Below are 22,196 nucleotides of genomic sequence, written 5' to 3'. Positions count from 1 at the left end.
CAGAGAGAAAAAACTCAGGACCTCATTTACAAACGCAATTGCGGGTTTTGGAAGTGGTGGTGAGCAGTTGGTTTGGCTGCTAAGCGCGGCTTGATGCTTTGACCTGACGTAGGGCGGGCTTCAGCCCGCCATGTGCGATGGGTGGGTGCCGAGCTGAAGCCCGGCCTACGTTCGGACCACACCGATATGTTAAGTGACAGGGCGGAATGCCTCGTTAGGGTCGGGCGCATGATCTGTCGATTGCTCTGCCTTCTTCTGCTGATGACCGGGCCCGCCTTTGCCATGGGGCCCTGGAAAACCGAATGCCACGGCGATATTGTCTGTGATCTCGGTGACCGCTCGTATCACGTTTTAGAACCTGATGGCTGGGATGGTGAAACACCTCTGCCGGTGCTGCTGCATTTCCATGGCTGGTCCCGGCAGGGGACCGTGGTGGTGAACCACGAACGGATTGCCGGGGCCACGAAACGTCGGGGTGTGCTGCTGGTGGCCCCGAACGGTCTGGGCAAAAGCTGGGATTTCTGGTCCGCAAGCTCGGATGATGTGCCTTTTGCCGACCGGGTGCTTGAGGATGTCGCCCGGCGCTATCCGATCGACGCGACCCGCATCTATGTATCAGGCTATTCCTTTGGAAGTGCGATGGCGTGGCGCTTTGTCTGCGAAACCGGCGATGATATCGCGGCGCTGCTGGGTGTGGCCGGAACACTCCGCCAGACCGAGACCTGCCCGCAAGCCCCGCAAGAGGTGCGGCATGTCCATGGGACAGATGACACGGTGATGGATTTCCCGTTTGGTCCGGGTGGCGATACAACGTATCCGGTGGCGCTGTGGCGTGAGAAATACGGCTGCGATGCAGCCACCCCGCGGGGTGATTGGAGTGTGGAACCGTTCCTGACCCTTAGCCGAGTGGAATGGACCGATTGCACGCAGGGGCAGGTGACGCTGGACACGCATCCCGGCGGGCATTTCATCCCGCATGGCTGGATTGGGCGGCAGTTGGATGAGCTTTTGGGCCGCACCCCCAGCTATCCGTGACGCGCAGCGCTTGCACCCCGGCGCATTCTTTGCCATTGCCTGTGCCGACTGGATGTTTGCCAAAAAAGGCCCCGTGCAATGAAATTCACTCTGTCCTGGCTGAAAGACCACCTCGACACTGATGCTTCGGTTGATGAAATCGCCGAGGTGCTGACCGATCTCGGGCTTGAGGTCGAAGAGATCGTGAACCCGGCCGAACGGCTGGCAGGTTTTACTCTGGGCTATGTGAAACACGCCGAGAAACACCCTGACGCGGACAAGCTGCGCGTTTGCAAGGTCGATACAGACGAGGGCGAGCTACAGATCATCTGCGGTGCGCCCAATGCGCGTGAAGGGATCACCGTCGTGGTCTGCAAACCGGGCATGTACATCCCTGGCCTGGACCTGACCATCAGTGTCGGCAAGATCCGTGGCGTCGAAAGCTTTGGCATGATGGCGTCCGAGCGTGAGCTGGAGCTGTCGGATGAACATGATGGCATCATCGAACTGCCTTCGGGCGAAGTGGGTGATACATTCGTGGACTGGCTTGCAGAAAACGACCCGTCCAAAGTCGATCCGATGATCGAAATCGCGATCACTCCGAACCGCCCGGATGCGTTGGGGGTTGAAGGGATTGCGCGCGATCTGGCCGCGCGTGGAATTGGCACGTTGAAGCAGCGTGATTATACGCCTGTTCCGGGTGATTTCGAGTGTCCGATCAAGGTGTCAATCGAAGAAGACACGCTGGACGGAGCGCCGCATTTCACTGGCCGTCTGATCCGTGGCGTGAAGAATGGCCCCAGCCCGCAATGGCTGCAGGATCAGTTGAAGGCCATAGGTCTGCGTCCGATCTCGGCGCTGGTGGATATCACCAATTACATGACCTACGATCACAACCGCCCGTTGCACGTGTTCGACGCCGACAAGGTGCAGGGCAACCTGCGGGTGCACCGCGCCAAAGGCGGAGAGACGCTGGTCGCGCTGGATGAAAAAGAATACACGCTGCAACCCGGAATGATGGTGATTTCGGATGACAAAGGCCCGGAATCGATTGCGGGCATCATGGGCGGTGAGGAAACCGGATGTACCGAGGAAACGGTAAACGTTTTCCTCGAAAGCGCGTTCTGGGATCATGTGCAAATCGCGCTCACAGGCCGTGCGCTCAAGATCAATTCCGACGCGCGCTATCGGTTCGAGCGCGGTGTTGACCCGGAATACACCCGCGAGGGGCTGGAACACGCGACCCAGATGATCCTGGATATCTGCGGCGGAGAAGCCTCCAACGTGGTTGAGGCCGGCAAAGCGCCGAACCATGCGCGCGCCTACAAGCTGAATGCGGAAAGGGTGCAGTCTCTGGTCGGGATGGATATTCCCGAAAGCGAACAGCGACAGACCCTGACCCGTCTGGGCTTTCGTCTGGAAGGCGAGATGGCCCATGTCCCCAGCTGGCGCCCGGATATCCTGGGCGAGGCCGATCTGGTGGAAGAGGTCGCGCGGATTGCTTCCTTGACCAAGCTGCAAGGCCGGCCGTTGCCGCGCGTGACCGAGGGGATACCGAAACCGGTGATGACCCCGGCGCAGCGCCGTCAGTCCATGGCGCGCCGTACCTGCGCGGCGCTGGGTTATAACGAATGCGTCAGTTATACGTTCATTGATCAGGCTTCGGCGGCTTTGTTCGGTGGTGGCGATACTACGACCATGCTGGAAAACCCGATCTCATCCGAGATGAGCCATATGCGCCCCGATCTACTGCCCGGACTGTTGCAGGCTGCCGCCCGCAATCAGGCGCGCGGATTCGCGGATGTCGCCCTGTTCGAGGTCGGTCCGGTCTTTCACAATGGCGAGCCGGGTGATCAGAAAACCCAGATCACCGGCCTGCTGGTAGGACGTTCTGGCCCCAAGGATGTGCACGGTGCTGCGCGCCCAGTGGACGTGTTCGACGCCAAGGCAGATGTCGAGGCTGTTCTGGCCGCCGTTGGCGCGCCCGAAAAGGTTCAGATTCTGCGCGACGGCGATCCATGGTGGCATCCGGGTCGTCATGGCAAAATCTGTCTGGGTCCGAAAAAAGTACTGGCTGTCTTCGGAGAGTTGCACCCGCGCGTTTTGCAGGCGATGGACATAAAAGGTCAAGTAATGGCATTCACCATCTGGCCGGACGAAGTGCCTTTGCCCCGCAAATCCGGGGCCACCCGCGCTGCGCTGGAACTGCGCGACTTGCAGGCGGTCGAGCGTGATTTTGCCTTTGTTGTCGATGCCGATGTCGAAGCGCTGACGCTGGTAAACGCAGCCGCAGGTGCCGACAAGGCACTGATTGAGGGCGTGCGTGTCTTTGACGAATTCATTGGCGGCAGCCTTGGCGAAGGCAAGAAGTCTCTTGCCATTACCGTGCGTCTGCAACCGACTGAGGCGACGCTGAAGGAAAAGGACATCGAAGCCGTAGCCGAGAAGATCATTGCCAAGGTTGCCAAGGCGACGGGTGGGGTCCTTCGCGGTTAGAGCTCTGAGGCTCCAATGGAAAGCGCGCCTTCGGGCGCGTTTTATTTGGACAGGAACTTGGTCAGTAAGTCATAGACCAGCCGGATGCGGCGGCTGGTGTGCAACTCGCGATGCGTGGTCAACCAGATCGGAAATGTGATGGCCTCCATCCCGGGGCACACACGCTCCATACCTGGTGCCGCATCACCGACGGTCTGCGACATGGGCGCTATGCCAAAGCCTTGTTTGGCGTATTCCCAAGCCACTATTCCGTTCTGAGACCCAAGCCGGAAATTCTCGTTGGTCAGGTGAATGCCAAGCGGTTTCAGATAGGCGATCATCTGATTGTTGTCGCCGAAGCTGATGAACTCATGCCGTGAAAGGTCCTGCTTTGATTTCGGGCGTCCCGCACGGTTGAGATACTCTGTGGTTGCATAGAAATGCCCGGACGCCTCCTGTATCAGTTTCGCGATTAGGTCGGGTTGATCAGGGCGGACATGGCGGATCGCGATATCTGCCTCGCGCCGCATAAGATCCTGAATATCGTTTGAGGCAATCACGTCAATCCGCAGGCGCGGGGCTTGCGCCCGGATTTCGCGCAGCAGGTCGGGCAAGACATAGGCCGACATCACGTCACTGGCGGTGATGCGAACCCGGCCTTCAATGGATTGTGCCTGTCCGGACGCCGTCAGCGCGATGCGATTGGCCGCGTCCCCCATTTTGCGTGTATGATCCAGCAGCTCCAATCCGGCCTGAGTGATCTCAAGAGTTCTGCCAACCCGTTCAAACAGCATCACGCCCAAGTCCTGTTCAAGCGCTGCTATCTGACGACTCAGCGTAGGCTGGGTTTGCCGTAGCTGCCGTGCCGCTGCGGAAAATGACCCGGTTTCAGCCGTCGCCAGAAAGGACCGGATGTGGTTCCAATCAAAATCGCCAAACTCATTCATACAAAAATGTATAGTAAACCTGCAAATTTCGGCAATTTATATTCGGTCTGCGCATGAATAAATTCTCGCCGAAAGGAGACTCCTCAATGACCACCACTGCGAAATTCTGGGATGGAGTGGCCGAGAAATATGCCCGCTCGCCCATCAAAGACATGGCTTCGTACGAGCACACGCTGGAACGGACAGCGTCTTACCTGAAGAAATCCGATGATGTTCTGGAACTTGGGTGCGGCACAGGCATGACTGCTCTGAAGCTGTCCGGATATGTAGGATCTATCACTGCAACCGACGTGTCCCCCGGTATGTTGGCCGTTGGACGTCGAAACGCCGCTTCGCAAAGCATCGAAAACGTCACCTTTGCCGAGGCTGATGCAAATCGACCGCCTGAGGGTTCATTTGATGCGGCGCTGGCATTCAACCTTTTGCATCTGGTCGAAGATCTGGATCTGACTTTGAGCCAAATACATTCGGTCCTTAAACCCGGCGGACTGTTTATTTCGAAAACTTTTTGCCGGCCGTCCAGCGCGGCGAGCCTGAAGTATTACGCTATTCGTCTCGCGCTTCCGATCATGCAGTTCTTTGGTAAGGCTCCGTTTGTGCAATTCCTGTCTGAGGCGGATCTTGATGCGGCCCTTGAACGCGCCGGGTTCAGCATCATCGAGAGCGACAGTTTCCCAATACGTGACGCCCGCCGATTCCTAGTGGCTCGTAAAATGTAAGGTTTTTCCGAAATCCGCGTTGGGCTTTGGGTGTGGGACCCTTAAATTGGGCGGGAACAACATCGGAGTTTGCCATGGGCCTGAACGTTTATCTTTCCGGAGAAATCCACACCGACTGGCGTGAACAGATCATCGATGGAGCGCAAGGGTTGGACGTGACCTTCAACAGCCCCGTTACCGATCACACGGCCAGTGATGATTGTGGTGTGGCCATTCTGGGGGCCGAGCCGAACAAGTATTGGCACGACCACAAGGGAGCGATGGTCAATGCGATCCGAACACGCAAGGGGATTGCGGATGCGGATGTTGTCGTCGTCAGGTTTGGTGACAAGTACAAACAGTGGAACGCTGCCTTTGACGCGGGTTACGCTGCAGCACTGGGCAAGTCTATCATCGTTCTGCACGGCCCGGATCACCAGCACGCGCTGAAAGAAGTTGATGCCGCCGCACTGGCCGTGGCGGAAGAACCCGCTCAGGTGGTCGAAATTCTGCGTTACGTGCTGACAGGCGCTCTGCCCGGCTGATCGATAAAAGGGGCGCCGGTTTGGCGCCCCCTTTCTTTCAACTGTTATCAGTCTCGTGCCGGTATGGCTTTGCCGCGCTGAACCGCTGGGCGTTGGAAGAAACGATCAACGTAAGCGACGACATTGGAATAGCCGTCCCAATCAACCACATCCTTCGCGCCATAGAAATCCAGTGCATTCAGCCACGGGGCAAGCGCGATATCCGCGATGGAATATTCGCCCGCGATCCAGTCTTGTCCTTCCAGTTGCGTATTCACCACGTTCAGCAGGCGCTTGGCTTCGTTGATGTAACGCTCGCGCGGGCGCGGATCTTCTATCGCGCTGCCAGCGAATTTGTAGAAAAACCCGAGCTGGCCAAACATTGGCCCGATGCCGCCCATCTGAAACATCAGCCATTGGGTGATCCGGTGCTTGTCTGCTGCGGTTTGGCCAAGGAACTTGCCCGTTTTCTCGGCCAGATACAGCAGGATCGCACCGCTTTCGAACAGGGCCAGCGGTGCACCGTCGGGTCCGTTGGGATCGATTATCGCCGGGATCTTGTTGTTCGGGTTCAGCGACAGGAACTCGGGACTTTTGACATCCGAGTCTGCCAGGGTCACCAGATGTGCCTCATAGGGCAGGCCGGTTTCCTCAAGCATGATCGAGGCTTTGACGCCGTTTGGCGTAGGATAGGAGTAGAGTTGAAGGACCTTGGGATCTTTTGCAGGCCATCTGTCGGTTACGAAAAAAGGCGCAAGTTGAGACATGGTAACTCCTGAGAAATGCCATTTGGGGAAAAATAGGGTGGCTTTCCCCTAAAAAACATACCCTTATTCATGCGTTTAACGCACAATTCCTATGCGCTCATGCGTGAACAGAAGCGTGGTCTTAGAAAACAAGAGGGATGCTATGCTGGAAGAATTCAAGACATTCATTGCCAAGGGCAATGTCATGGACATGGCGGTCGGTATCATTATCGGTGCCGCGTTTACCGCAATTGTTACCTCGTTGGTGGGCGATCTGATCAATCCGCTTATTGGATTGTTCACAGGGGGTATCGACTTTACGAACAATTACGCCGTTCTTGCAGGCGACGTGGCCGAAGGTGCCAGCCTTGAAGCGGCACGTGAAGCAGGCGCATCCGTCTTTGCCTATGGTGCCTTTATTATGGCGATCATCAATTTCCTGATCATCGCCTGGGTCGTCTTCATGTTGGTAAAAATGGTGAACAAGGTCAAAGACGCTGCCGAAGCAAAGGAAGAAGCGGTTGAAGAGGCACCCGCAGGTCCCAGCGAACTGGACATCCTGATGGAAATCCGGGACGCTTTGAAGAAGTAGATCTGTCGTTTCGTTGCGACATCGGGCTCCGCACCAATCGCGGAGCCTGTTTTATTAGAATTGACGAACAGAAAACACGAGGAAATTCGAGATGGAACAAACCGCCGACTTGGCTGAGCAGGCGATTGGTATGGCCAATCAATACTTGCCCATTGCCTTGAATGCAGCGAAGGCTCTGATCGTTCTTGTTCTGGGTTGGATCGCCGCCCGAACGATCGCGGGTGTTGTACGCCGCCGGATCAACAAAACACCGCAGATCGACCCGACATTGGGGAATTTTGCCGCCAGTGTGATCAAGTGGGCGATTTTGGCCATAGTTCTGGTCGCCGTTTTGGGGATCTTCGGGATAGAAGCGACCAGTATCGTCGCCATTCTGGGCGCTGCGTCGCTGGCTGTCGGGTTGGCACTTCAGGGTACACTGAGTGATCTTGCGGCCGGTGTGATGTTGGTGGTTTTCCGACCCTACAAGCTTGGACAGTATGTGGATATCGGTGGCACGGCAGGAACCGTTATGGATCTGAGCCTGTTCACGACCGAGCTTGTGACACCCGACAACGTGCAGATCATTGTTCCAAACGGTCAGGCATGGGGGTCGATCATAACCAATTATTCAGCCCACGACACACGTCGTGTCGATCTGGTGTTTGGAATTGATTACGGGGACAGCGCAGATACCGCCATGCAGATCGTTCTGGATGTGGCCAAGGCCGACCAGCGCATTCACAGCGATCCTGAACCCTGGGTGCGGGTCACGAATCTGGGCGACAGCTCAGTCGATCTGACTGCGCGGCTATGGTGTGCGGCAGCCGATTACTGGGACGTCAAGTTCGAGCTTACGAAGGCGGTGAAAGAGGCGTTTGACGCCAAAGGTGTTTCGATTCCGTATCCGCATTCGGTCGAAATTCAGAAACAGGGGTGACAGCTGGCGCCTATTGTTTGGGCGAGCATTCATCCTTTCCGCGTATTAAAAAGGGCACCGCGCAGAAACGCGGTGCCCTTTTTTGTGAAAGTCGTCGGTTCGGTACCGACCGCGCCACCCCGAGAATTACCATCGACAGGCAACTTCAGGAGTGGAGGTACTTACGATTTGACCACCACGTTTGGCGAAACGACGTCGATGCCAAGGGCCTTGCCAACGGCATAGTATGTCAGTTTGCCAGCATGAACGTTCAGACCTTCCAGCAGGTGCGGATCGTCCTGGCATGCCTGTTTCCATCCCTTGTCGGCCAGCGACAGCATGAACGGCATCGTGGCATTGCCCAGTGCGATGGTCGAGGTGCGCGCGACAGCGCCCGGCATGTTGGCAACGCAATAATGCATGATGCCATCGACATCGTAGATCGGATCGGCATGGGTGGTGGCTTTTGACGTTTCAAAGCACCCGCCTTGGTCGATGGCGACATCCACCAGTACTGCGCCGGGTTTCATCGTCGACAGTTGAGCGCGCGACACCAGTTTCGGTGCGGCTGCGCCGGGGATCAGAACAGCACCGATGACCATATCGGCGTCCTGGATCAGTTCAGCGGTCGCGCCTGCTGTCGAATACTGGTTCTTGAAAGTTCCACCAAAGACATCGTCCAAGTAGCGCAGGCGCGGCAGCGACCGATCCAGAACGGTAACATCAGCCCCCATTCCGGCGGCAATCTTGGCCGCGTGTGTTCCGACGACACCGCCGCCAATCACAACAACTTTGGCCGGGCCGACGCCTGGAACGCCACCCATCAGAACCCCACGGCCGCCATTGGCCTTCTGCAGGGTCCAGGATCCGACCTGAGGGGCCAGACGACCGGCGACCTCGGACATAGGTGCCAGCAGCGGCAGGCCGCCATTGGCATCCGTTACGGTTTCGTAGGCAATTGCGGTACAACCCGATTCCAGCAGGTCATGTGTCTGATCCGGGTCCGGAGCCAGGTGCAGATAGGTGAACAGCAGCTGGTCTTCACGCAGCATCTTGCGTTCCACGGCCTGCGGTTCCTTGACCTTGACGATCATGTCGGCGGTGGCAAACACCTCTTCCGCGGTGTCGATAATTTGCGCGCCTGCGGCGACATAGGCGTCATTGTCGAAACCTGCGCCGATGCCCGCGCCGGACTCGATCAGGACTTGGTGTCCGCGAGCGACCGCTTCTTGAGCAGCATTGGGCGTCATCCCGACGCGGAATTCCTGAGGTTTGATTTCCTTGGGGCAACCGATTTTCATTGGGCTCTCCGTTCATAAGCTGCTTAAATTATGTGCATTTCGTGGCGCAATTTCTGTGAAAGAAAACGTGCCAGTAGACTTTTCTTTGGAAGAATTTCCCGTACTATTCAAAAAACTCGCAAAGGAATTGCAAGAATGAGCCTAGACACGACTGATCGAAAGATTCTGGCCGCACTTCAGAAGAATGGCCGGATGTCGAATTCGGAACTGTCTGAACAGGTCAACCTGTCTCCATCTGCGTGCCACCGCCGCGTTCAACGGTTGGAGGTTGACGGCTATATCCGCAACTATGTGGCTCTGCTGGATGCGCGGAAAATGAACGTGCCTACCACCGTCTTTGTCGAGATCACGCTACAAGGCCAGGCCGAAGAGGTTCTGGATGTTTTCGAAAAGGCGGTGGCCCGAATACCAGATGTGCTGGAGTGCCATCTGATGGCCGGAACCGCAGACTACATTCTGAAGGTCGTGGCGGAAAACACAGAAGATTTCGCGCGTATCCACCGGCAATACCTGTCGCGCTTGCCTGGGGTGGCGCAGATGCAAAGTTCATTTGCGCTGCGTACCGTGTTCAAGACCACAGCCTTGCCGGTCTGACCGTCATAACGGGCCGGGATAGGTGAACAGCAGCAGGTGGGTCAGATTGAACAAGAAATGCATCGCAACAGGCACCCAAAGCCGACCGGTTGCATAAAACCCCAACCCGCACCCCAACCCGAGAAGGGATGCGAATACCACAAGCGCGGGTCCTCCGCCAATATGCGCCAATCCAAAGAGCAGGCTGGCAGCGACCAGACCGCCTGTTGCCTCAAGGCGCAAGGTAATGGCCGACTGCAAGTAGCCGCGAAAGAACGCCTCTTCTGTAAGACAAGTCAGAAACAGGTTGGACAGGCAAAATACCAGCCACCAATAAGGGGCTGAGAGGTCCACGCGCACGGCGCGCAGCGATAGACCCAGCAGAAACAGGCCGGGCAGAATCAGAAAACCCGCTAGCAAAGGTTTTATTCTGGTCTTGATTGGGCTGTTCAGCATTCCGGGCCAAGCCAGAAGAACGGCAAAGAAGACCATGGGTTTGTCCAGATTCAGGTGCAGTGTGAAACTTGTGCTCGAGGCACTTGCCTGCACCTGATCCAGCAGTTTCAAATTGTTGAATCCTGGCAACAGATGTGCCCCCAATGCCAGGCACCACAGGATCAACAGCGTATGCCCCGCAATAGCCAGCAGACCTGTCTGGCGAGGGAGGAAGAAGGCCACGATCAGACCAAGCGCCACCGCCACGATTGCTGTCGGTGACATCAGTCCGGTAACCGAGGCGACACTGACGAACAGAACCAGCAGGGCATACGCAAGTCCGGTTCGTCGCCCCATCGCCGCGACTTGCGCTGTGATCAAGATCAGCCAGGGCCAAGTGACCGGCAATGTCGAAAAGAAATACGTCACGGCGTTCTCGTCTGAATTGTGGACCCAGTCATGCCGCACAAAAACAAGGCAATGCAAGCAACCTGAAAGCGCGTGATTGGCGCCTCGTGTCAATTCTTGTGCTTGTATCCTTTGGGCCAGACGTACAAATTCGGGTAAAAGACCATATACCCGTCCAGACCCTGATTTCCGATATAGACTGCTGCAACGGATCGGCTTCGATTTATCTGATGACATCAGGCGGTTACACAGGCCCGATATGGTTCGAACCCGATGACTGAGAAGGAGCTGATCTTGGCTTACGAGAACGATGGGGGCACCAAGAACTGGCTTGAGGCCGAATTGGAAGACACGCTGGATGAAGACTTCGAAATCGAGTTCAGCGAGCCTATGCTGTCGATGGAAGTCCGCAAAATCTATCGGGACCAGCACCCCGAAATGCTGGATCGCAAAGTCTATTTCCGAAACCTGCTGCGGTTGCAGGCCGAGTTGATCAAGGTGCAGGATTGGGTTCAGCACACTGGCGCCAAGGTTTGTATCCTGTTTGAAGGCCGTGATAGTGCGGGCAAGGGGGGCGTGATCAAACGGATCACGCAGCGCCTGAACCCCCGTGTCGCCCGTGTGGTCGCTCTGCCAGCCCCCAGTCGCCGCGAGCAGAGCCAATGGTATTTTCAACGCTACGTGCCGCATCTGCCTGCTGCGGGTGAAATCGTCTTGTTCGACCGCTCGTGGTACAACAGGGCGGGGGTTGAGCGAGTGATGGGCTTTGCGTCCGAGGATCAGGTTGAACAGTTCTTTCAGGACGTTCCCGAATTTGAACGGATGCTGGTGCGGTCAGGGATCATTCTGCTGAAATACTGGTTCTCGATCACGGATGAAGAGCAACAACTGCGGTTCCTCATGCGTATTCACGATCCGATGAAACAGTGGAAACTGTCACCGATGGATCTTGAATCCCGCATTCGCTGGGAGGCGTACACGAAGGCCAAGGAAGACATGTTGTTTCGAACCAACATACCAGAAGCACCGTGGTATATCGTTGAGGGCAATGACAAGAAACGCGAACGTCTGAATTGTATCGAGCATCTGTTGACAAGAATCCCCTACGAAGACGTGCCACAGGAAAAGGTCAATTTGCCTGACCGGCGGTACAATCCTGAATACGAGCGGCGGGTATTGCCAGACGAGCTTTACGTCCCAAAGATTTACTGAGCAACGCATGCGAGGCCGGCAGGGCCGACCTCGCACAATTTCAAGTGATCAGGCTGCATCCATCATGCAGTCATGGGTGAAGATATTGATCATGAAGATATCGCAGCCATCGTCTTCGGTCGTTTCGGTGTCGACAGGCTCAATCTCGGTCTCCGGAGTGGTATCTATGGTCGGCAGGGTATCGACATCGTCGACATCTGCCACATCAGTGCCGTCATTCATGTCGTCGCGCCAATCAAACTCGTCAAACTGCGTTTGCAGGTTTTCAAGGAAGCTGGCGATTTCATCCAGGAATGCCTGAATGTCAAAGCAGAAGGCTTCCGGCTCACCACCATCGACGACTTCAGTATCGGGCGTTTCAGGTTGCGGGTCTTCGGTTTCGGTAACGTCAGTATCCGGCGCTTCAGGTTCCGGTTCTTCAGTTTCGGTTACGTCAGTGTCCGGTGTTTCGGGTGTTGTTTCCTCGGTACCGGGGGTTTCAGGTTCCGGTTCTTCGGTCTCAGTGACGTCGGTATCAGGTGTCTCGGGGTCCGGCTCTTCCGTCTCTGTGACATCGGTGTCCGGTGTTTCGGGTGTTGGTTCCTCGGTTCCGGGGGTCTCGGTCCCAGGCTCTTCGGTCTCGGTGACGTCAGTATCCGGGGTTTCGGTTTCTGGTTCCTCGGGCTCAGCAACCTCGTCCGGTGTTGTCGGAGGAACGGGCGGGGCGTTTGTATTGCCGTTGTCCAGCATGACAGCCGCGTCGGTTGCGGCAAAGTTTTGCGTGACCATCACGGCATCGAAGCCTTGCATGTCACCGGTTTCGATCCCGATCCCGATATACTTGAAATCCGGGTTCAGGATATTGGCGCGGTGACCCGGACTGTTCATCAGGTTTTGATGCAACTGGGCGACATCGTCGCTGATACCCGGCGCGCCGCGTTCGGACTGCCATGCGATGTTTTCCCCGGTGCGCCAGCTTCCTTCAAGATCGAACCCCGCGTTTTGCATCCGCTGGGTTGCGCTGGAACCGCCTGAACCGGTGTGGCTGAAGGTGTCTGTATTCAACATCCAGGTGCTGTGATCTTCGGACGAGTCGTTCAGCTGCGTTTCAAGCTGCAGCGGGTTGAGCCCGCGGGATGTGCGCTCCTGGTTTATCAGCGCCAGCATCTCGCGTTCGTATGTACTTGCAGTCGACATATTTGCCTCCGTTTGTGTTTGTGTCCTTGCGGACGGGCTCACTTAGAGGCGGGGATGTCGGGGGCGATAGAGGGCGGTGCATATCAGGCGAGTTTTGGCGGCGCGATGCTACCGAGACGAGATTCGCTGCGCTGCAAAGCGCCGGGCAAAACACTGCCTGTACGGAATTGGCAGCTTGCCGCACAACCTGAACCACGAGTCGGCGGATTGTATCCGAGCCCTGAAACGACAAACCCCCGGGCCATGCCTCGGGGGTCGTCAAATAGTGTCATCCAAAGCTGGACGAAATCAAAGATCTTAAAGCAGACCTTCGCGCTGGGCTTTCTTGCGCGCCAGTTTACGGGCACGGCGAATCGCTTCAGCTTTCTCGCGCGCTTTTTTCTCGGACGGTTTCTCGAAATGTTGCTTGAGCTTCATTTCACGGAACACGCCTTCGCGCTGCAGCTTTTTCTTCAGGGCACGAAGCGCCTGATCGACGTTATTGTCGCGAACACTAACCTGCATGTGGTTGTCACCACCTTTCTAGATAGAGTTGCAAGGAAATTGCAGGAGTTGGCCGTATAGCAAAGCCGCCCTAACTTGTCTAGTACTGGGCCTGACAACCGGAGAACCGTCATGACCACCACATATGAAGATGCAAAACGGCAGCTTTTGGACGCGATGCTGAACCATGTTCCTTTCGACGGCTGGTCGGAAGCCAGCTTTCGCGCCTCGGTTTCCGATTGTGGTCTGGATGACGGTTTGGCACGTGCAATCTGCCCGCGTGGGGCGGTTGATCTGGCATTGGCCTTTCATGCGCGCGGCGATCAGGTGATGCTGGACCGCCTCAGGTCCGAGGACATGAGCGGGCTAAAATTCCGCGACAGGATTGCCGCTGCGGTCAGGTTCCGGTTGCAGGCTGTTGAAGACAAAGAGCTGTTGCGCCGGGGCATGACGCTGTTTTCCCTGCCAGCATATGCGGCCGATGGGGCCAAGGCGTTATGGCAAACCTGCGATCTGATCTGGGACACGCTGGGCGATACGTCGGAAGATGTGAACTGGTACACCAAACGGGCAACCTTGTCGGGGGTCTATTCCTCGACCTTGCTGTTCTGGCTGGGCGATGACAGCCCGAACCATCAGCGCACGTGGGAGTTTCTGGATCGCCGGATCGCAAATGTCATGGAGTTCGAAAAGCTCAAGGCTCAGGTGCGTGACAACCCGGTGTTGAAACCCTTTCTTGCAGTTCCGAACTGGCTGGCGGGTCAGGTGAGGGCGCCGTCCAAGATGCGGGGTGATCTGCCGGGCATGTTGAACCCCAGAAAGTAACGCGTCTTGGTGCTGGGCCTTGCCTCTGATGCCTGTTAGGCATTGGGCAAAGGAGGTGCTTATGACCCAGATGATGCGTGCTGTTGAGATCACTCAACCGGGTGGTCCCGATGTTTTGCAGCTGACCGAACGGCCTATCCCTAAGCCGGGGGCCGGACAGGTTGTATTGAAAGTGTCCTATGCCGGGGTGAACCGCCCCGATGCTTTGCAACGCGCGGGCGCTTACGATCCGCCGCCGGGCGCCAGCGACCTGCCGGGGCTTGAGGCTTCGGGCGAAGTGGTTTCAGTTGGTGCGGGGGTTGAAGGACTGTCTGTCGGCGATCGGGTCTGCGCACTGCTGCCGGGCGGAGGATATGCGGAATACGTTTCGACCCCAGCGACCCATTGTTTGCCAGTGCCTGCAGGTATGGGAATGAAAGAGGCAGCGTGTCTGCCCGAGACCTTCTTTACAGTCTGGTCCAACGTGTTCATGCGTGGCGGGTTGAAGGCGGGTGAACGCTTTTTGGTTCACGGTGGGTCCAGCGGAATTGGTACGACGGCAATCCAACTGGCCAATGCCTTTGGCGCGCGCGTTTTTGCCACGGCTGGGTCGGATGAGAAATGTGAGGCTTGCGTCAAGCTGGGCGCGGAAAAGGCGATCAACTATCGAAACGAGGATTTCGTAGCAGCCATGCGCGCCGAAGGTGGGGCAAACCTGATCCTTGATATGGTCGGCGGTGATTACATTCCGCGCAACGTCAAAGCTCTGGCCGAGGATGGGCGGCTGGTGCAAATCGCGTTTCTGCAAGGGCCTGTGGTCGAGCTGAACTTTGCTCTGATGATGGTCAAGCGCCTGACCCTGACCGGCAGCACCTTGCGCCCACAAAGTGATCTGGCCAAGGCGCAAATCGCGCAGGACCTGCGCGAAGCTGTCTGGCCTCTGTTGGATGCTGGAAAAGTTGCGCCCGTGATGGACAGCGAGTTTGATCTGACCGAGGCCGCCGCAGCCCACGCGCGCATGGAAAGCTCGGGCCATATTGGCAAGATTGTTCTGAAGATCGCGGGTTGAGTTTAGAATGCGCGGGCGTGTCCCGCGCGTTCACGCAACGGCGCGGCGATACAGATGCCACGTGGCATGACCCAGAACGGGCATCACCACGATAAGACCCAGCAGCAGTGGCAAAGCCCCCAGAAACAAAAGCACCGCTACAATAAACCCCCAGGTTAGAGTGACTCCGGGGTTGTGACGCAGCACCCTGAATGATGTCACAACGGCAACCGGCAGGCCCACTTTGCGGTCCAGCAGCAAGGGAAAACTGACGACGCTAATCGCCAAAGCGCAAAGGGCAAAAACAAACCCAACTGCGGTTCCGACAATGACCATCGTCCAGCCCGCAGAGGTCGTAAACACCTGCGTGGCAAATACGCTGAGCGACGCAGGAACCTCGGGGCCCATCGTGTAGGTGTGAATGCTTTGCGCGACCATCAGCCAAAGCAGCAGCAGCATCACAAGGTAAAACCCCAAAACCAGAATTGCTCCAAATGACGGCGAGCGGAATACACCAAATGCGTCCAGCCAGTGAACCTCGCTGCCCTGTTCACGCTTACGGCTGATCTCATAGAGGCCCACGGCCGCAACAGGCCCGATCAGCGCGAAGCCTGCGACCAGAGGGGCCAGAAGCGGAACCAGATTGGCATTCAGGGCAAAGCCGAACATCAAAAGCCCAGCAATCGGATAAACCAGGACAATGAATACGACATCCGCTCGGGTTTCGAGAAAATCCTGATACCCCGCCCTCAGGCAGGCCCGTAGGTCTTGCAGGGTCAAGGTCTGCACTATTGGCACTTGCGTTGGATCTGCACTGCCAAGTTGCGAGACGCTTTCGGTGACGTGGTCACTTGTGGCGCCCAGAGCCTGGGCTGCCCAGCTGATCGGATTTCCGATTGTCTTAGCCATTTCTTCACCCTTCCCTGGCGAGACTTGCGCCGCGGAACGGATCCGGCATTCAGTTGCCCGTGGCCGGTCCAACCGGCAACGCCATACCTCAGTATAACATAAATTTGCGAAATCTGGATCAATACTCCGGCATCGGACGGATTGCCCTGTGTCACAGTCATGTTAGCTTGATGGCAGGCAAGAGGAGGTCAGGATGCAGCAAACAGCGAAAACGGTTGTGATTCATGAATTTGGTGGGCCTGAGGTTCTGCGGATCGAAGACAGGCCAGTGGGCGACCCCGGTCCGGGCGAGATACGTATTCGGCATCAGGCCTGCGGGTTGAACTTCATCGATGTATATCAACGCACCGGCCTGTATCCCCTTGATCTTCCACATGCTTTAGGCATGGAAGCGGCGGGTACCGTTGAAGCGGTTGGGGAAGGGGTAACGCATCTTCAGCCGGGGCAGCGGGCCGCTTACGCCGCAGCCCCGCCCGGTGCATATTGCGAGGCGCGTGTGATGCCCGCAGCGCAGGTTTGCCCGCTACCGGATGGCATCACATTCGAAGCCGGCGCAGCGATGATGCTGAAAGGTCTGACAGTTGAATACCTGTTTCACCGGACCACACCATTGAAGCGGGGCGATACGGTTCTGTTCCATGCGGCAGCTGGCGGGGTCGGGCTGATCGCATGTCAATGGGCTAAATCCGAAGGCATCACCTTGATCGGAACGGCGGGGAGTGACGAAAAATGCAGCCTTGCCCGGTTTAACGGGGCCGCGCATTGCATCAATTACAGGTCCGAGAATTTCGCAGAACGCGTGGTTGAGATTACAAAGGGTCAGGGCGTCGACGTGGTGATGGACTCGGTCGGGGCGGACACATTCGAAGGATCACTGGATTGCCTGAAACCGCTGGGCATGATGATTTCCTTCGGCAACGCCTCGGGCCCGGTTCCACCGTTCAACCTTGGGATTCTGGGTCAGAAAGGCTCGCTCAAGATCACCCGGCCCACGTTATTTACACATATCGCGGATCATGCGGTGTGTCAGGCAATGGCGCGTCGCCTGTTTGGCAAAGTCGAGGGGGGTGAGGTCAAAATCCATGTCGATCAGCGTTTTGCCTTGGATCAGGTTGCTGATGCGCATCGTGCGCTTGAAGCGCGGCAAACGACCGGCAGCACAATTCTGGATCTGTAACGCAGTACCCAAACGCCATCGTCCTTAGAATGCGGATATATGTTTCGCCCGTTGGGGAAGGATGAGAGGTGTTCAAAAAACATACGGCGGCGGAAAACCCGCCGCCGCTTTGCCTGAAACAGTCAGATCTTACTGCGATTGCAGCTCTGCCGGGGATTTTTCAGCAATCGTTTCCCAGTTTGCGCTCGCGCTTTCGATGAAACCCGGGATGTCGCCTTCCCAGCGCTCCTGAATGTCTTTGGACAGGTTCAGGTACAGTTTGTTGTCGACGATCTTCCAGTGGTTCGGGTCGCCGTCGAATTTAAAGCCCATGGCCGCGCCGAAGGCACAATAGCCACCATATGCGGGCAGGTATGCTTCGGGGTTGGCTTCAAAGGCTACTTTGTTTTCTTCCGAAGAGAACCGGTACAGTGCCTCATCGTGCAACGCAGTGATGCGGTAGTCGCCTTTGGTTGCCTCGCCAGCAGTGAAATACGCCACCGGATCATAACCCTGCATCGCCAGACCGGTCGAGCTTGCGTTGATTTCAACACCAGCCGCCAGCGCGGAGGTTGCCAATGTGACAGACAGTGCCACGCCACTGATCAGAGATTTAAACTTGTTCATTGCTTCACCTTTCGTGAAAAGAGCCCGTTCGACACCGCGAAAATTGCCGCCGTAAGGCCCAGATTGTTGTCCTGTGTGGCCCGTAATTGACCGTCACGATAGCGATTTGGGAAGCGGGCTGATCACGTTCAAAACAATGATTTGTGATTGTGCGCAGGTGATAGAGCCACTGTTCTTTTTTGCCGATCTCGCCTCAGGCATCCGGCCTTAGGTTCAGGACAAATGCGATGACTTTGCATGCGGACATTTCACAGGGTCTTAGCAACGCGCCGCTGCCCATGGTCTGATACAGGTTCAGGCTGATATAGTCGGCTCCGCCCAGTTCGTGCGCAACCAGCTTGTGGGATTTACCACCCGCCATTCGTTGACGCACAACAACATAGCGCCGACCGCCGGAGGTTCCGGTGAAACTGCCCAAGGGCAGTGCAAAAAGGGCATACAGAAACCCGTCTGGCGCGATCACGGCTTTCCGATTCTGGGTTCCGTTCCGGCCTTGATCCGCGCGACGTTCGAGCTGTGCCGCCAGTAGACCAGAAGTGTCAGAATTATCCCAAGGATAAATGTAGTCCCGTTTGACAGCAACAACACCCAAGTCGTTGACAGCGCGGCCGCAGCCAATGCGCCAACCGAGGATATCCGCCAGATTGCCGCCGCGACCAGCCAGGTCAGGCAGCAGGCAACACCGATGCGCCAGTCCAGTGCCAGCCAAAGCCCCAGAAAGGTTGCCACGCCCTTGCCACCCTTGAAGCTCAGCCAAACCGGAAAGCAATGGCCTAGAAACGCCATAAGAGCGGCAACCTGGGCTGCATCTTCACCCGCATATGCGCGTGCGATCAGAACGGCCGCCGCCCCCTTGCCTGCGTCAAACAGCAAGGTCAGTGCCGCAGCGGTCTTGTTGCCGGTACGCAGAACGTTGGTTGCTCCGATATTGCCGGAACCGATCTCGCGCAGATTTCCCAACCCCATGAACTTGGCCAGCAACAGGCCGAAGGGAATAGAGCCCATCAGATATCCAACCACCGCCCATTGGAGCAGTTCGCTAGTTGAGTTGTCGATTGGGGGCATCAGGGTCTCCGGAACACTTCATTACCTGCTACATAGGTCGAAATGACCTTACCTTGCATCCGCTGGCCGTCAAATGGAGTGTTCTGAGATTTCGATTTTAGTGCAAACCGATCAAGCACAAAAGGCACATCCGGGTCGAACAGAACCAGATCCGCTGGCGCGCCTTTCGACAGGCGACCGCTGTCCAGTCCAAGCCGCTTGGCCGGGTTAAGGGCCATGGCCCGAAAAAGCGTCGGCAGATCCAGCTGGCCCGCGTGATACAGGCGCAAGGCCGCGGGCAGAAGCGTTTCCAGTGCGACCGCACCCGAGGCCGCTTCTTCAAACGGCAGGCGCTTGCTTTCTTCGTCCTGAGGGGTGTGCATCGAGCTGATGATATCGATCAGCCCGGTGCGAACAGCTTCAATTACCGCTTGCCTGTCGTCTTCTGATCGCAGCGGCGGCTTGACCTTGAAGAAGGTGCGATAGTCGGCCACGTCAAGCTCGTTCAACGTCAAGTGGTGGATCGACGTCCCTGCGGTTATGTCCAGCCCATTGCGCTTGGCGCGCTCCAGTGCAGGCAGCGCCCGGGCAGTGGTGATTTGGTCGGCGTGATAGGCGGCACCGGTCATCTCCAGCAGGGCAATGTCGCGGTCCAGCCCCATCCGCTCTGCCATCGGTGACACTACGGGCAAGCCGCGCAGTGCCGCGAACTTGCCACTGGTCGCTGCGGCCCCGGCGCTCAGCCCCGGCTCTTGCGGGTGGGCTATCACAAGCGCGCCACAGGACTTCGCATAGGTCAGGGCACGGGAAAACACCTTGGTATTAGTGATGACGTGATCGCAATCGGTGAAGGCGATCGCGCCCGCGTCCATCAGAAACCCGATCTCGGTCATCTCACGCCCTTCGCGCCCTTTGGTCAGGGCAGCCATCGGCAGAACATTGACTGGCGCATCGGCCTGCGCCCGGCGTGTCGCGAATTCCAGCGTTTCCGGTGTGTCGACTGCTGGCAGAGTATCCGGTCGGGTGACAATCGTCGTGACACCGCCAGCTGCAGCAGCAAGTCCTGCTGACCGATAGCTTTCCTTATGACGTTCACCGGGTTCACAGACCTTGACGCCAATATCGATGATGCCAGGGGCGAGGCACTTGCCGTTGCACTCTACGATATGCCCTTCAGTACACGGCGCGCTTCCTTCGCCTCGGGCGGTAATCCGGCCATTGTTCACCTGCAACCAGCCAGTTGACTCTGTTCCGGCTTCGGGGTCGATCAGGCGGGCGTTGGCGAAAAGAACGGAAGTCATGGAACAGCCCTTTCGATGGCGGCCTTCGTGGCGGCGGGATCGGCCTGATACTTGATCAGGTGTTTGTCGCCGCCTTTGGTAACGACTTGGACAAAACTGCCCATGGTTTTAACCGCCTCGACCTGATTCAGCGGTACTTTGCGGGGACCGGGGCCGGTCAACAAAGTGCCGGTCATCTCCCAGTTAGCAGCCAGTTCTTCCGATGCCAGATACCACGCGCGGATGCCAATTGCGGCGAGGCCGGCGGGTGCTCCGGTCCAGACATAAGGGTTGCCGGTCAACCACAAGACAGCCATTGCACCGGCCATGGCAGCCGCCGCTAGCCATGCATTGGTGCGGATATACGCGCCCTTGTCCGGGGCAAAGACTACAGGATCAGCCATAGAATCCCTCCGGTGACCAAAAGTACTGCCAATGCCATAACAGCCGAGCCTATGCGGAGCGGTTTGTTGTCAACCGGCGCGGTTTGCGGGGCGGAGAAAGGCTTGGCACTTTCGGTTTCGATCACACCGCCGGTCCAATTGGTTGCCACTTCCGTGAAAAGACCCGTCAGGTGAAGCCGGGGATCGGGTTCAAGGGTCGTGGCCTGGTCTTTGAACGCCGCGCTGCGCAGAACCATGACCCATCCGCCGATCTGCGCCAGCGCCGCACGGTCCAACTGATCCTCGGACACGCCGCACCCTTCGTTCAGATAGCCGTAAAGCCCAAGTGCTTCGAGGTCGGATACCGGAAAAATGTCGATCTGCTCGGGGTCCAGCCCGTCGATGCCAAGCACCTGATCGGCGGCACCCGGTTCGCGCAGGAACTTTGCCTCTTCCGGGCGCATGTCCAGTGTGAACAGGCGCAGAACGCCGCGTTCATGGGGGGCGACTTTCAGATTGTTCATGCAACCTCGCGCAGGTTGCGGGCCAGAAGGTCCATGGCGGCCATGCGGACAGCGACCCCCATCTCCACCTGCTCCTGTATTACGGATCGATTGATGTCATCAGCCAGGGTTCCGTCGATCTCAACCCCGCGGTTCATTGGGCCGGGGTGCATGACGATGGCATCGGGCTTGGCCAGCGCCAGCTTTTCCGCATTCAAGCCGTAACGGTGGTAGTACTCACGTTCTGACGGGATGAAGCCTCCGTCCATTCGTTCTTTCTGAAGGCGCAGCATCATGACCACATCGACGTCTTTGAGACCCTCGTTCATGTCGTCATAAACCTCGGCCCCGAACTCGGCGAATTGCGACGGCACGAGTGTGGGCGGGCCGATCAGACGAATGCGGTTTTCCATCTTGCCCAGCAGGATCAAATTGGATCGAGCAACACGAGAGTGCGCGACATCGCCGCAAATGGCGATGTTCAGACGGTGCAGGCGACCTTTTGCGCGGCGGATCGTCAGCGCGTCCAGCAAAGCTTGTGTCGGATGTTCATGCCGCCCGTCGCCTGCGTTCAACACGGCGCAGTTGACCTTTTGCGCCAGCAGATCGACCGCGCCCGAATGCGGGTGACGCACCACCAAAAGGTCGGGATGCATCGCGTTCAGGGTCAGCGCAGTGTCGATCAGGGTTTCGCCCTTTTTGATCGAACTGGCCTGCATCGCCATGTTCATCACGTCCGCGCCCAGACGCTTGCCAGCCAGTTCGAAGCTTGCCTGTGTCCGGGTCGAGTTTTCAAAGAACATGTTGATCTGGGTCAGCCCCGACAGAACGTCCGAATGCTTGGTCGACTGGCGGTTCATGTCGACATAGGTTTCGGCCAGATCGAGAATTTCGGTGATATCGGATTGCGACAGATGCTCGATGCCAAGAAGGTGACGATGGGCGAAACGCATGGGCGGG

Annotated in this window: 25 protein-coding genes; 11 read left to right on the top strand and 14 right to left on the bottom strand. The window is 57.2% G+C overall.

Annotation, left to right across the window (positions count from 1 at the left end; translation table 11 throughout):
• Positions 1–228 precede the first annotated feature (228 nt).
• Both ACR0J7_RS06960 and pheT read left to right on the top strand, forming a co-directional pair.
• Complete coding sequence (locus tag ACR0J7_RS06960; protein ID WP_480899187.1) at positions 229–1,035, top strand: CE1 family esterase; 807 nt, start codon at positions 229–231, stop codon at positions 1,033–1,035.
• A 78-nt stretch (positions 1,036–1,113) separates the two neighbouring features.
• Entirely contained in the window at positions 1,114–3,510 is a 2,397-nt protein-coding gene (pheT, locus tag ACR0J7_RS06955; RefSeq protein WP_480899188.1) for a phenylalanine--tRNA ligase subunit beta, read from the top strand.
• 41 nt (positions 3,511–3,551) lie between these two features.
• Here the strand turns inward: pheT and ACR0J7_RS06950 are convergent, their stop codons facing one another.
• Entirely contained in the window at positions 3,552–4,436 is an 885-nt protein-coding gene (locus ACR0J7_RS06950; protein WP_480899190.1) for a LysR family transcriptional regulator, read from the bottom strand.
• Positions 4,437–4,522: 86 nt separating this feature from the next.
• Between ACR0J7_RS06950 and ACR0J7_RS06945 the strand changes: the two genes are divergently transcribed.
• Positions 4,523–5,155: a methyltransferase domain-containing protein gene (locus ACR0J7_RS06945; RefSeq protein WP_480483021.1), complete on the top strand. Its 633-nt coding sequence runs from the start codon at positions 4,523–4,525 to the stop codon at positions 5,153–5,155.
• Positions 5,156–5,229: 74 nt separating this feature from the next.
• Positions 5,230–5,679, top strand: a complete 450-nt coding sequence (locus tag ACR0J7_RS06940) for a YtoQ family protein (protein WP_480483023.1) — start codon at positions 5,230–5,232, stop codon at positions 5,677–5,679.
• A 47-nt stretch (positions 5,680–5,726) separates the two neighbouring features.
• Here ACR0J7_RS06940 and ACR0J7_RS06935 read toward each other — a convergent pair whose 3' ends face one another.
• The gene (locus tag ACR0J7_RS06935; RefSeq protein WP_480483025.1) at positions 5,727–6,425 is read right to left on the bottom strand and encodes a glutathione S-transferase family protein; all 699 of its coding nucleotides are present in this window, start codon (positions 6,423–6,425) and stop codon (positions 5,727–5,729) included.
• Positions 6,426–6,567: 142 nt separating this feature from the next.
• Here ACR0J7_RS06935 and mscL point away from each other — a divergent pair, with 142 nt between their 5' ends.
• On the top strand, positions 6,568–6,996 hold the full coding sequence (gene mscL, locus ACR0J7_RS06930) for a large conductance mechanosensitive channel protein MscL (protein ID WP_480899194.1): 429 nt from the start codon (positions 6,568–6,570) through the stop codon (positions 6,994–6,996).
• A gap of 130 nt (positions 6,997–7,126) precedes the next feature.
• On the top strand, positions 7,127–7,915 hold the full coding sequence (locus ACR0J7_RS06925; protein WP_480899374.1) for a mechanosensitive ion channel family protein: 789 nt from the start codon (positions 7,127–7,129) through the stop codon (positions 7,913–7,915).
• Positions 7,916–8,076: 161 nt separating this feature from the next.
• Here ACR0J7_RS06925 and ald read toward each other — a convergent pair whose 3' ends face one another.
• Complete coding sequence (ald, locus tag ACR0J7_RS06920; protein WP_267366958.1) at positions 8,077–9,195, bottom strand: alanine dehydrogenase; 1,119 nt, start codon at positions 9,193–9,195, stop codon at positions 8,077–8,079.
• A gap of 135 nt (positions 9,196–9,330) precedes the next feature.
• Between ald and ACR0J7_RS06915 the strand changes: the two genes are divergently transcribed.
• Positions 9,331–9,789: an Lrp/AsnC family transcriptional regulator gene (locus ACR0J7_RS06915; RefSeq protein WP_209506641.1), complete on the top strand. Its 459-nt coding sequence runs from the start codon at positions 9,331–9,333 to the stop codon at positions 9,787–9,789.
• A gap of 3 nt (positions 9,790–9,792) precedes the next feature.
• Here the strand turns inward: ACR0J7_RS06915 and ACR0J7_RS06910 are convergent, their stop codons facing one another.
• Entirely contained in the window at positions 9,793–10,632 is an 840-nt protein-coding gene (locus ACR0J7_RS06910; protein WP_480556375.1) for a CPBP family intramembrane glutamic endopeptidase, read from the bottom strand.
• 252 nt (positions 10,633–10,884) lie between these two features.
• On the opposite strand from ACR0J7_RS06910, the gene ppk2 reads away from it, so the two are divergent.
• A complete protein-coding gene (ppk2, locus tag ACR0J7_RS06905) occupies positions 10,885–11,823 on the top strand; it encodes a polyphosphate kinase 2 (protein ID WP_267365547.1) in 939 nt (312 codons plus the stop codon).
• A gap of 48 nt (positions 11,824–11,871) precedes the next feature.
• Here the strand turns inward: ppk2 and ACR0J7_RS06900 are convergent, their stop codons facing one another.
• Positions 11,872–12,999 (bottom strand): CAP domain-containing protein, encoded by a 1,128-nt coding sequence (locus tag ACR0J7_RS06900; RefSeq protein ID WP_480899197.1) that lies wholly within the window; start codon positions 12,997–12,999, stop codon positions 11,872–11,874.
• Positions 13,000–13,296: 297 nt separating this feature from the next.
• Complete coding sequence (rpsU, locus tag ACR0J7_RS06895) at positions 13,297–13,503, bottom strand: 30S ribosomal protein S21 (RefSeq protein ID WP_005614280.1); 207 nt, start codon at positions 13,501–13,503, stop codon at positions 13,297–13,299.
• A 111-nt stretch (positions 13,504–13,614) separates the two neighbouring features.
• Here rpsU and ACR0J7_RS06890 point away from each other — a divergent pair, with 111 nt between their 5' ends.
• Together ACR0J7_RS06890 and ACR0J7_RS06885 are read left to right on the top strand one after the other, a co-directional pair.
• Complete coding sequence (locus tag ACR0J7_RS06890) at positions 13,615–14,307, top strand: COQ9 family protein (RefSeq protein ID WP_480913650.1); 693 nt, start codon at positions 13,615–13,617, stop codon at positions 14,305–14,307.
• Between the two features lie 61 nt (positions 14,308–14,368).
• Positions 14,369–15,355, top strand: coding sequence for an NAD(P)H-quinone oxidoreductase (locus ACR0J7_RS06885; protein ID WP_480913648.1), 987 nt, complete (start codon positions 14,369–14,371; stop codon positions 15,353–15,355).
• Between the two features lie 30 nt (positions 15,356–15,385).
• Here the strand turns inward: ACR0J7_RS06885 and ACR0J7_RS06880 are convergent, their stop codons facing one another.
• Complete coding sequence (locus ACR0J7_RS06880; RefSeq protein WP_480913646.1) at positions 15,386–16,243, bottom strand: DUF2189 domain-containing protein; 858 nt, start codon at positions 16,241–16,243, stop codon at positions 15,386–15,388.
• 193 nt (positions 16,244–16,436) lie between these two features.
• Between ACR0J7_RS06880 and ACR0J7_RS06875 the strand changes: the two genes are divergently transcribed.
• Complete coding sequence (locus tag ACR0J7_RS06875; RefSeq protein WP_480899203.1) at positions 16,437–17,420, top strand: quinone oxidoreductase family protein; 984 nt, start codon at positions 16,437–16,439, stop codon at positions 17,418–17,420.
• A 129-nt stretch (positions 17,421–17,549) separates the two neighbouring features.
• On the opposite strand, the gene ACR0J7_RS06870 is transcribed toward ACR0J7_RS06875, so the two are convergent.
• The 7 genes from ACR0J7_RS06870 to ACR0J7_RS06840 all read right to left on the bottom strand — a co-directional run bounded on the left by ACR0J7_RS06870 (position 17,550) and on the right by ACR0J7_RS06840 (position 22,189).
• Complete coding sequence (locus tag ACR0J7_RS06870) at positions 17,550–18,026, bottom strand: YHS domain-containing (seleno)protein (protein WP_267365535.1); 477 nt, start codon at positions 18,024–18,026, stop codon at positions 17,550–17,552.
• 193 nt (positions 18,027–18,219) lie between these two features.
• Positions 18,220–18,489: a hypothetical protein gene (locus ACR0J7_RS06865; RefSeq protein ID WP_480483043.1), complete on the bottom strand. Its 270-nt coding sequence runs from the start codon at positions 18,487–18,489 to the stop codon at positions 18,220–18,222.
• A complete protein-coding gene (gene plsY / locus ACR0J7_RS06860; protein ID WP_480899205.1) occupies positions 18,486–19,091 on the bottom strand; it encodes a glycerol-3-phosphate 1-O-acyltransferase PlsY in 606 nt (201 codons plus the stop codon). The genes ACR0J7_RS06865 and plsY overlap by 4 nt, the downstream gene beginning before the upstream one ends.
• Complete coding sequence (gene pyrC / locus ACR0J7_RS06855) at positions 19,091–20,371, bottom strand: dihydroorotase (RefSeq protein WP_480899207.1); 1,281 nt, start codon at positions 20,369–20,371, stop codon at positions 19,091–19,093. Before pyrC ends, plsY begins: the two co-directional genes overlap by 1 nt.
• Entirely contained in the window at positions 20,368–20,754 is a 387-nt protein-coding gene (locus ACR0J7_RS06850; protein WP_480506675.1) for a hypothetical protein, read from the bottom strand. The genes pyrC and ACR0J7_RS06850 overlap by 4 nt, the downstream gene beginning before the upstream one ends.
• Positions 20,739–21,257, bottom strand: a complete 519-nt coding sequence (locus tag ACR0J7_RS06845; protein WP_480899209.1) for a hypothetical protein — start codon at positions 21,255–21,257, stop codon at positions 20,739–20,741. Before ACR0J7_RS06845 ends, ACR0J7_RS06850 begins: the two co-directional genes overlap by 16 nt.
• On the bottom strand, positions 21,254–22,189 hold the full coding sequence (locus tag ACR0J7_RS06840; protein ID WP_267366053.1) for an aspartate carbamoyltransferase catalytic subunit: 936 nt from the start codon (positions 22,187–22,189) through the stop codon (positions 21,254–21,256). Before ACR0J7_RS06840 ends, ACR0J7_RS06845 begins: the two co-directional genes overlap by 4 nt.
• Positions 22,190–22,196: the final 7 nt, after the last annotated feature.

The sequence above is a fragment of the Ruegeria sp. O4 genome (genome assembly GCF_056535125.1).
The sequence above is the reverse complement of the archived record's forward strand: the minus strand, read 5'-3'. Positions and strand labels throughout refer to the sequence as shown.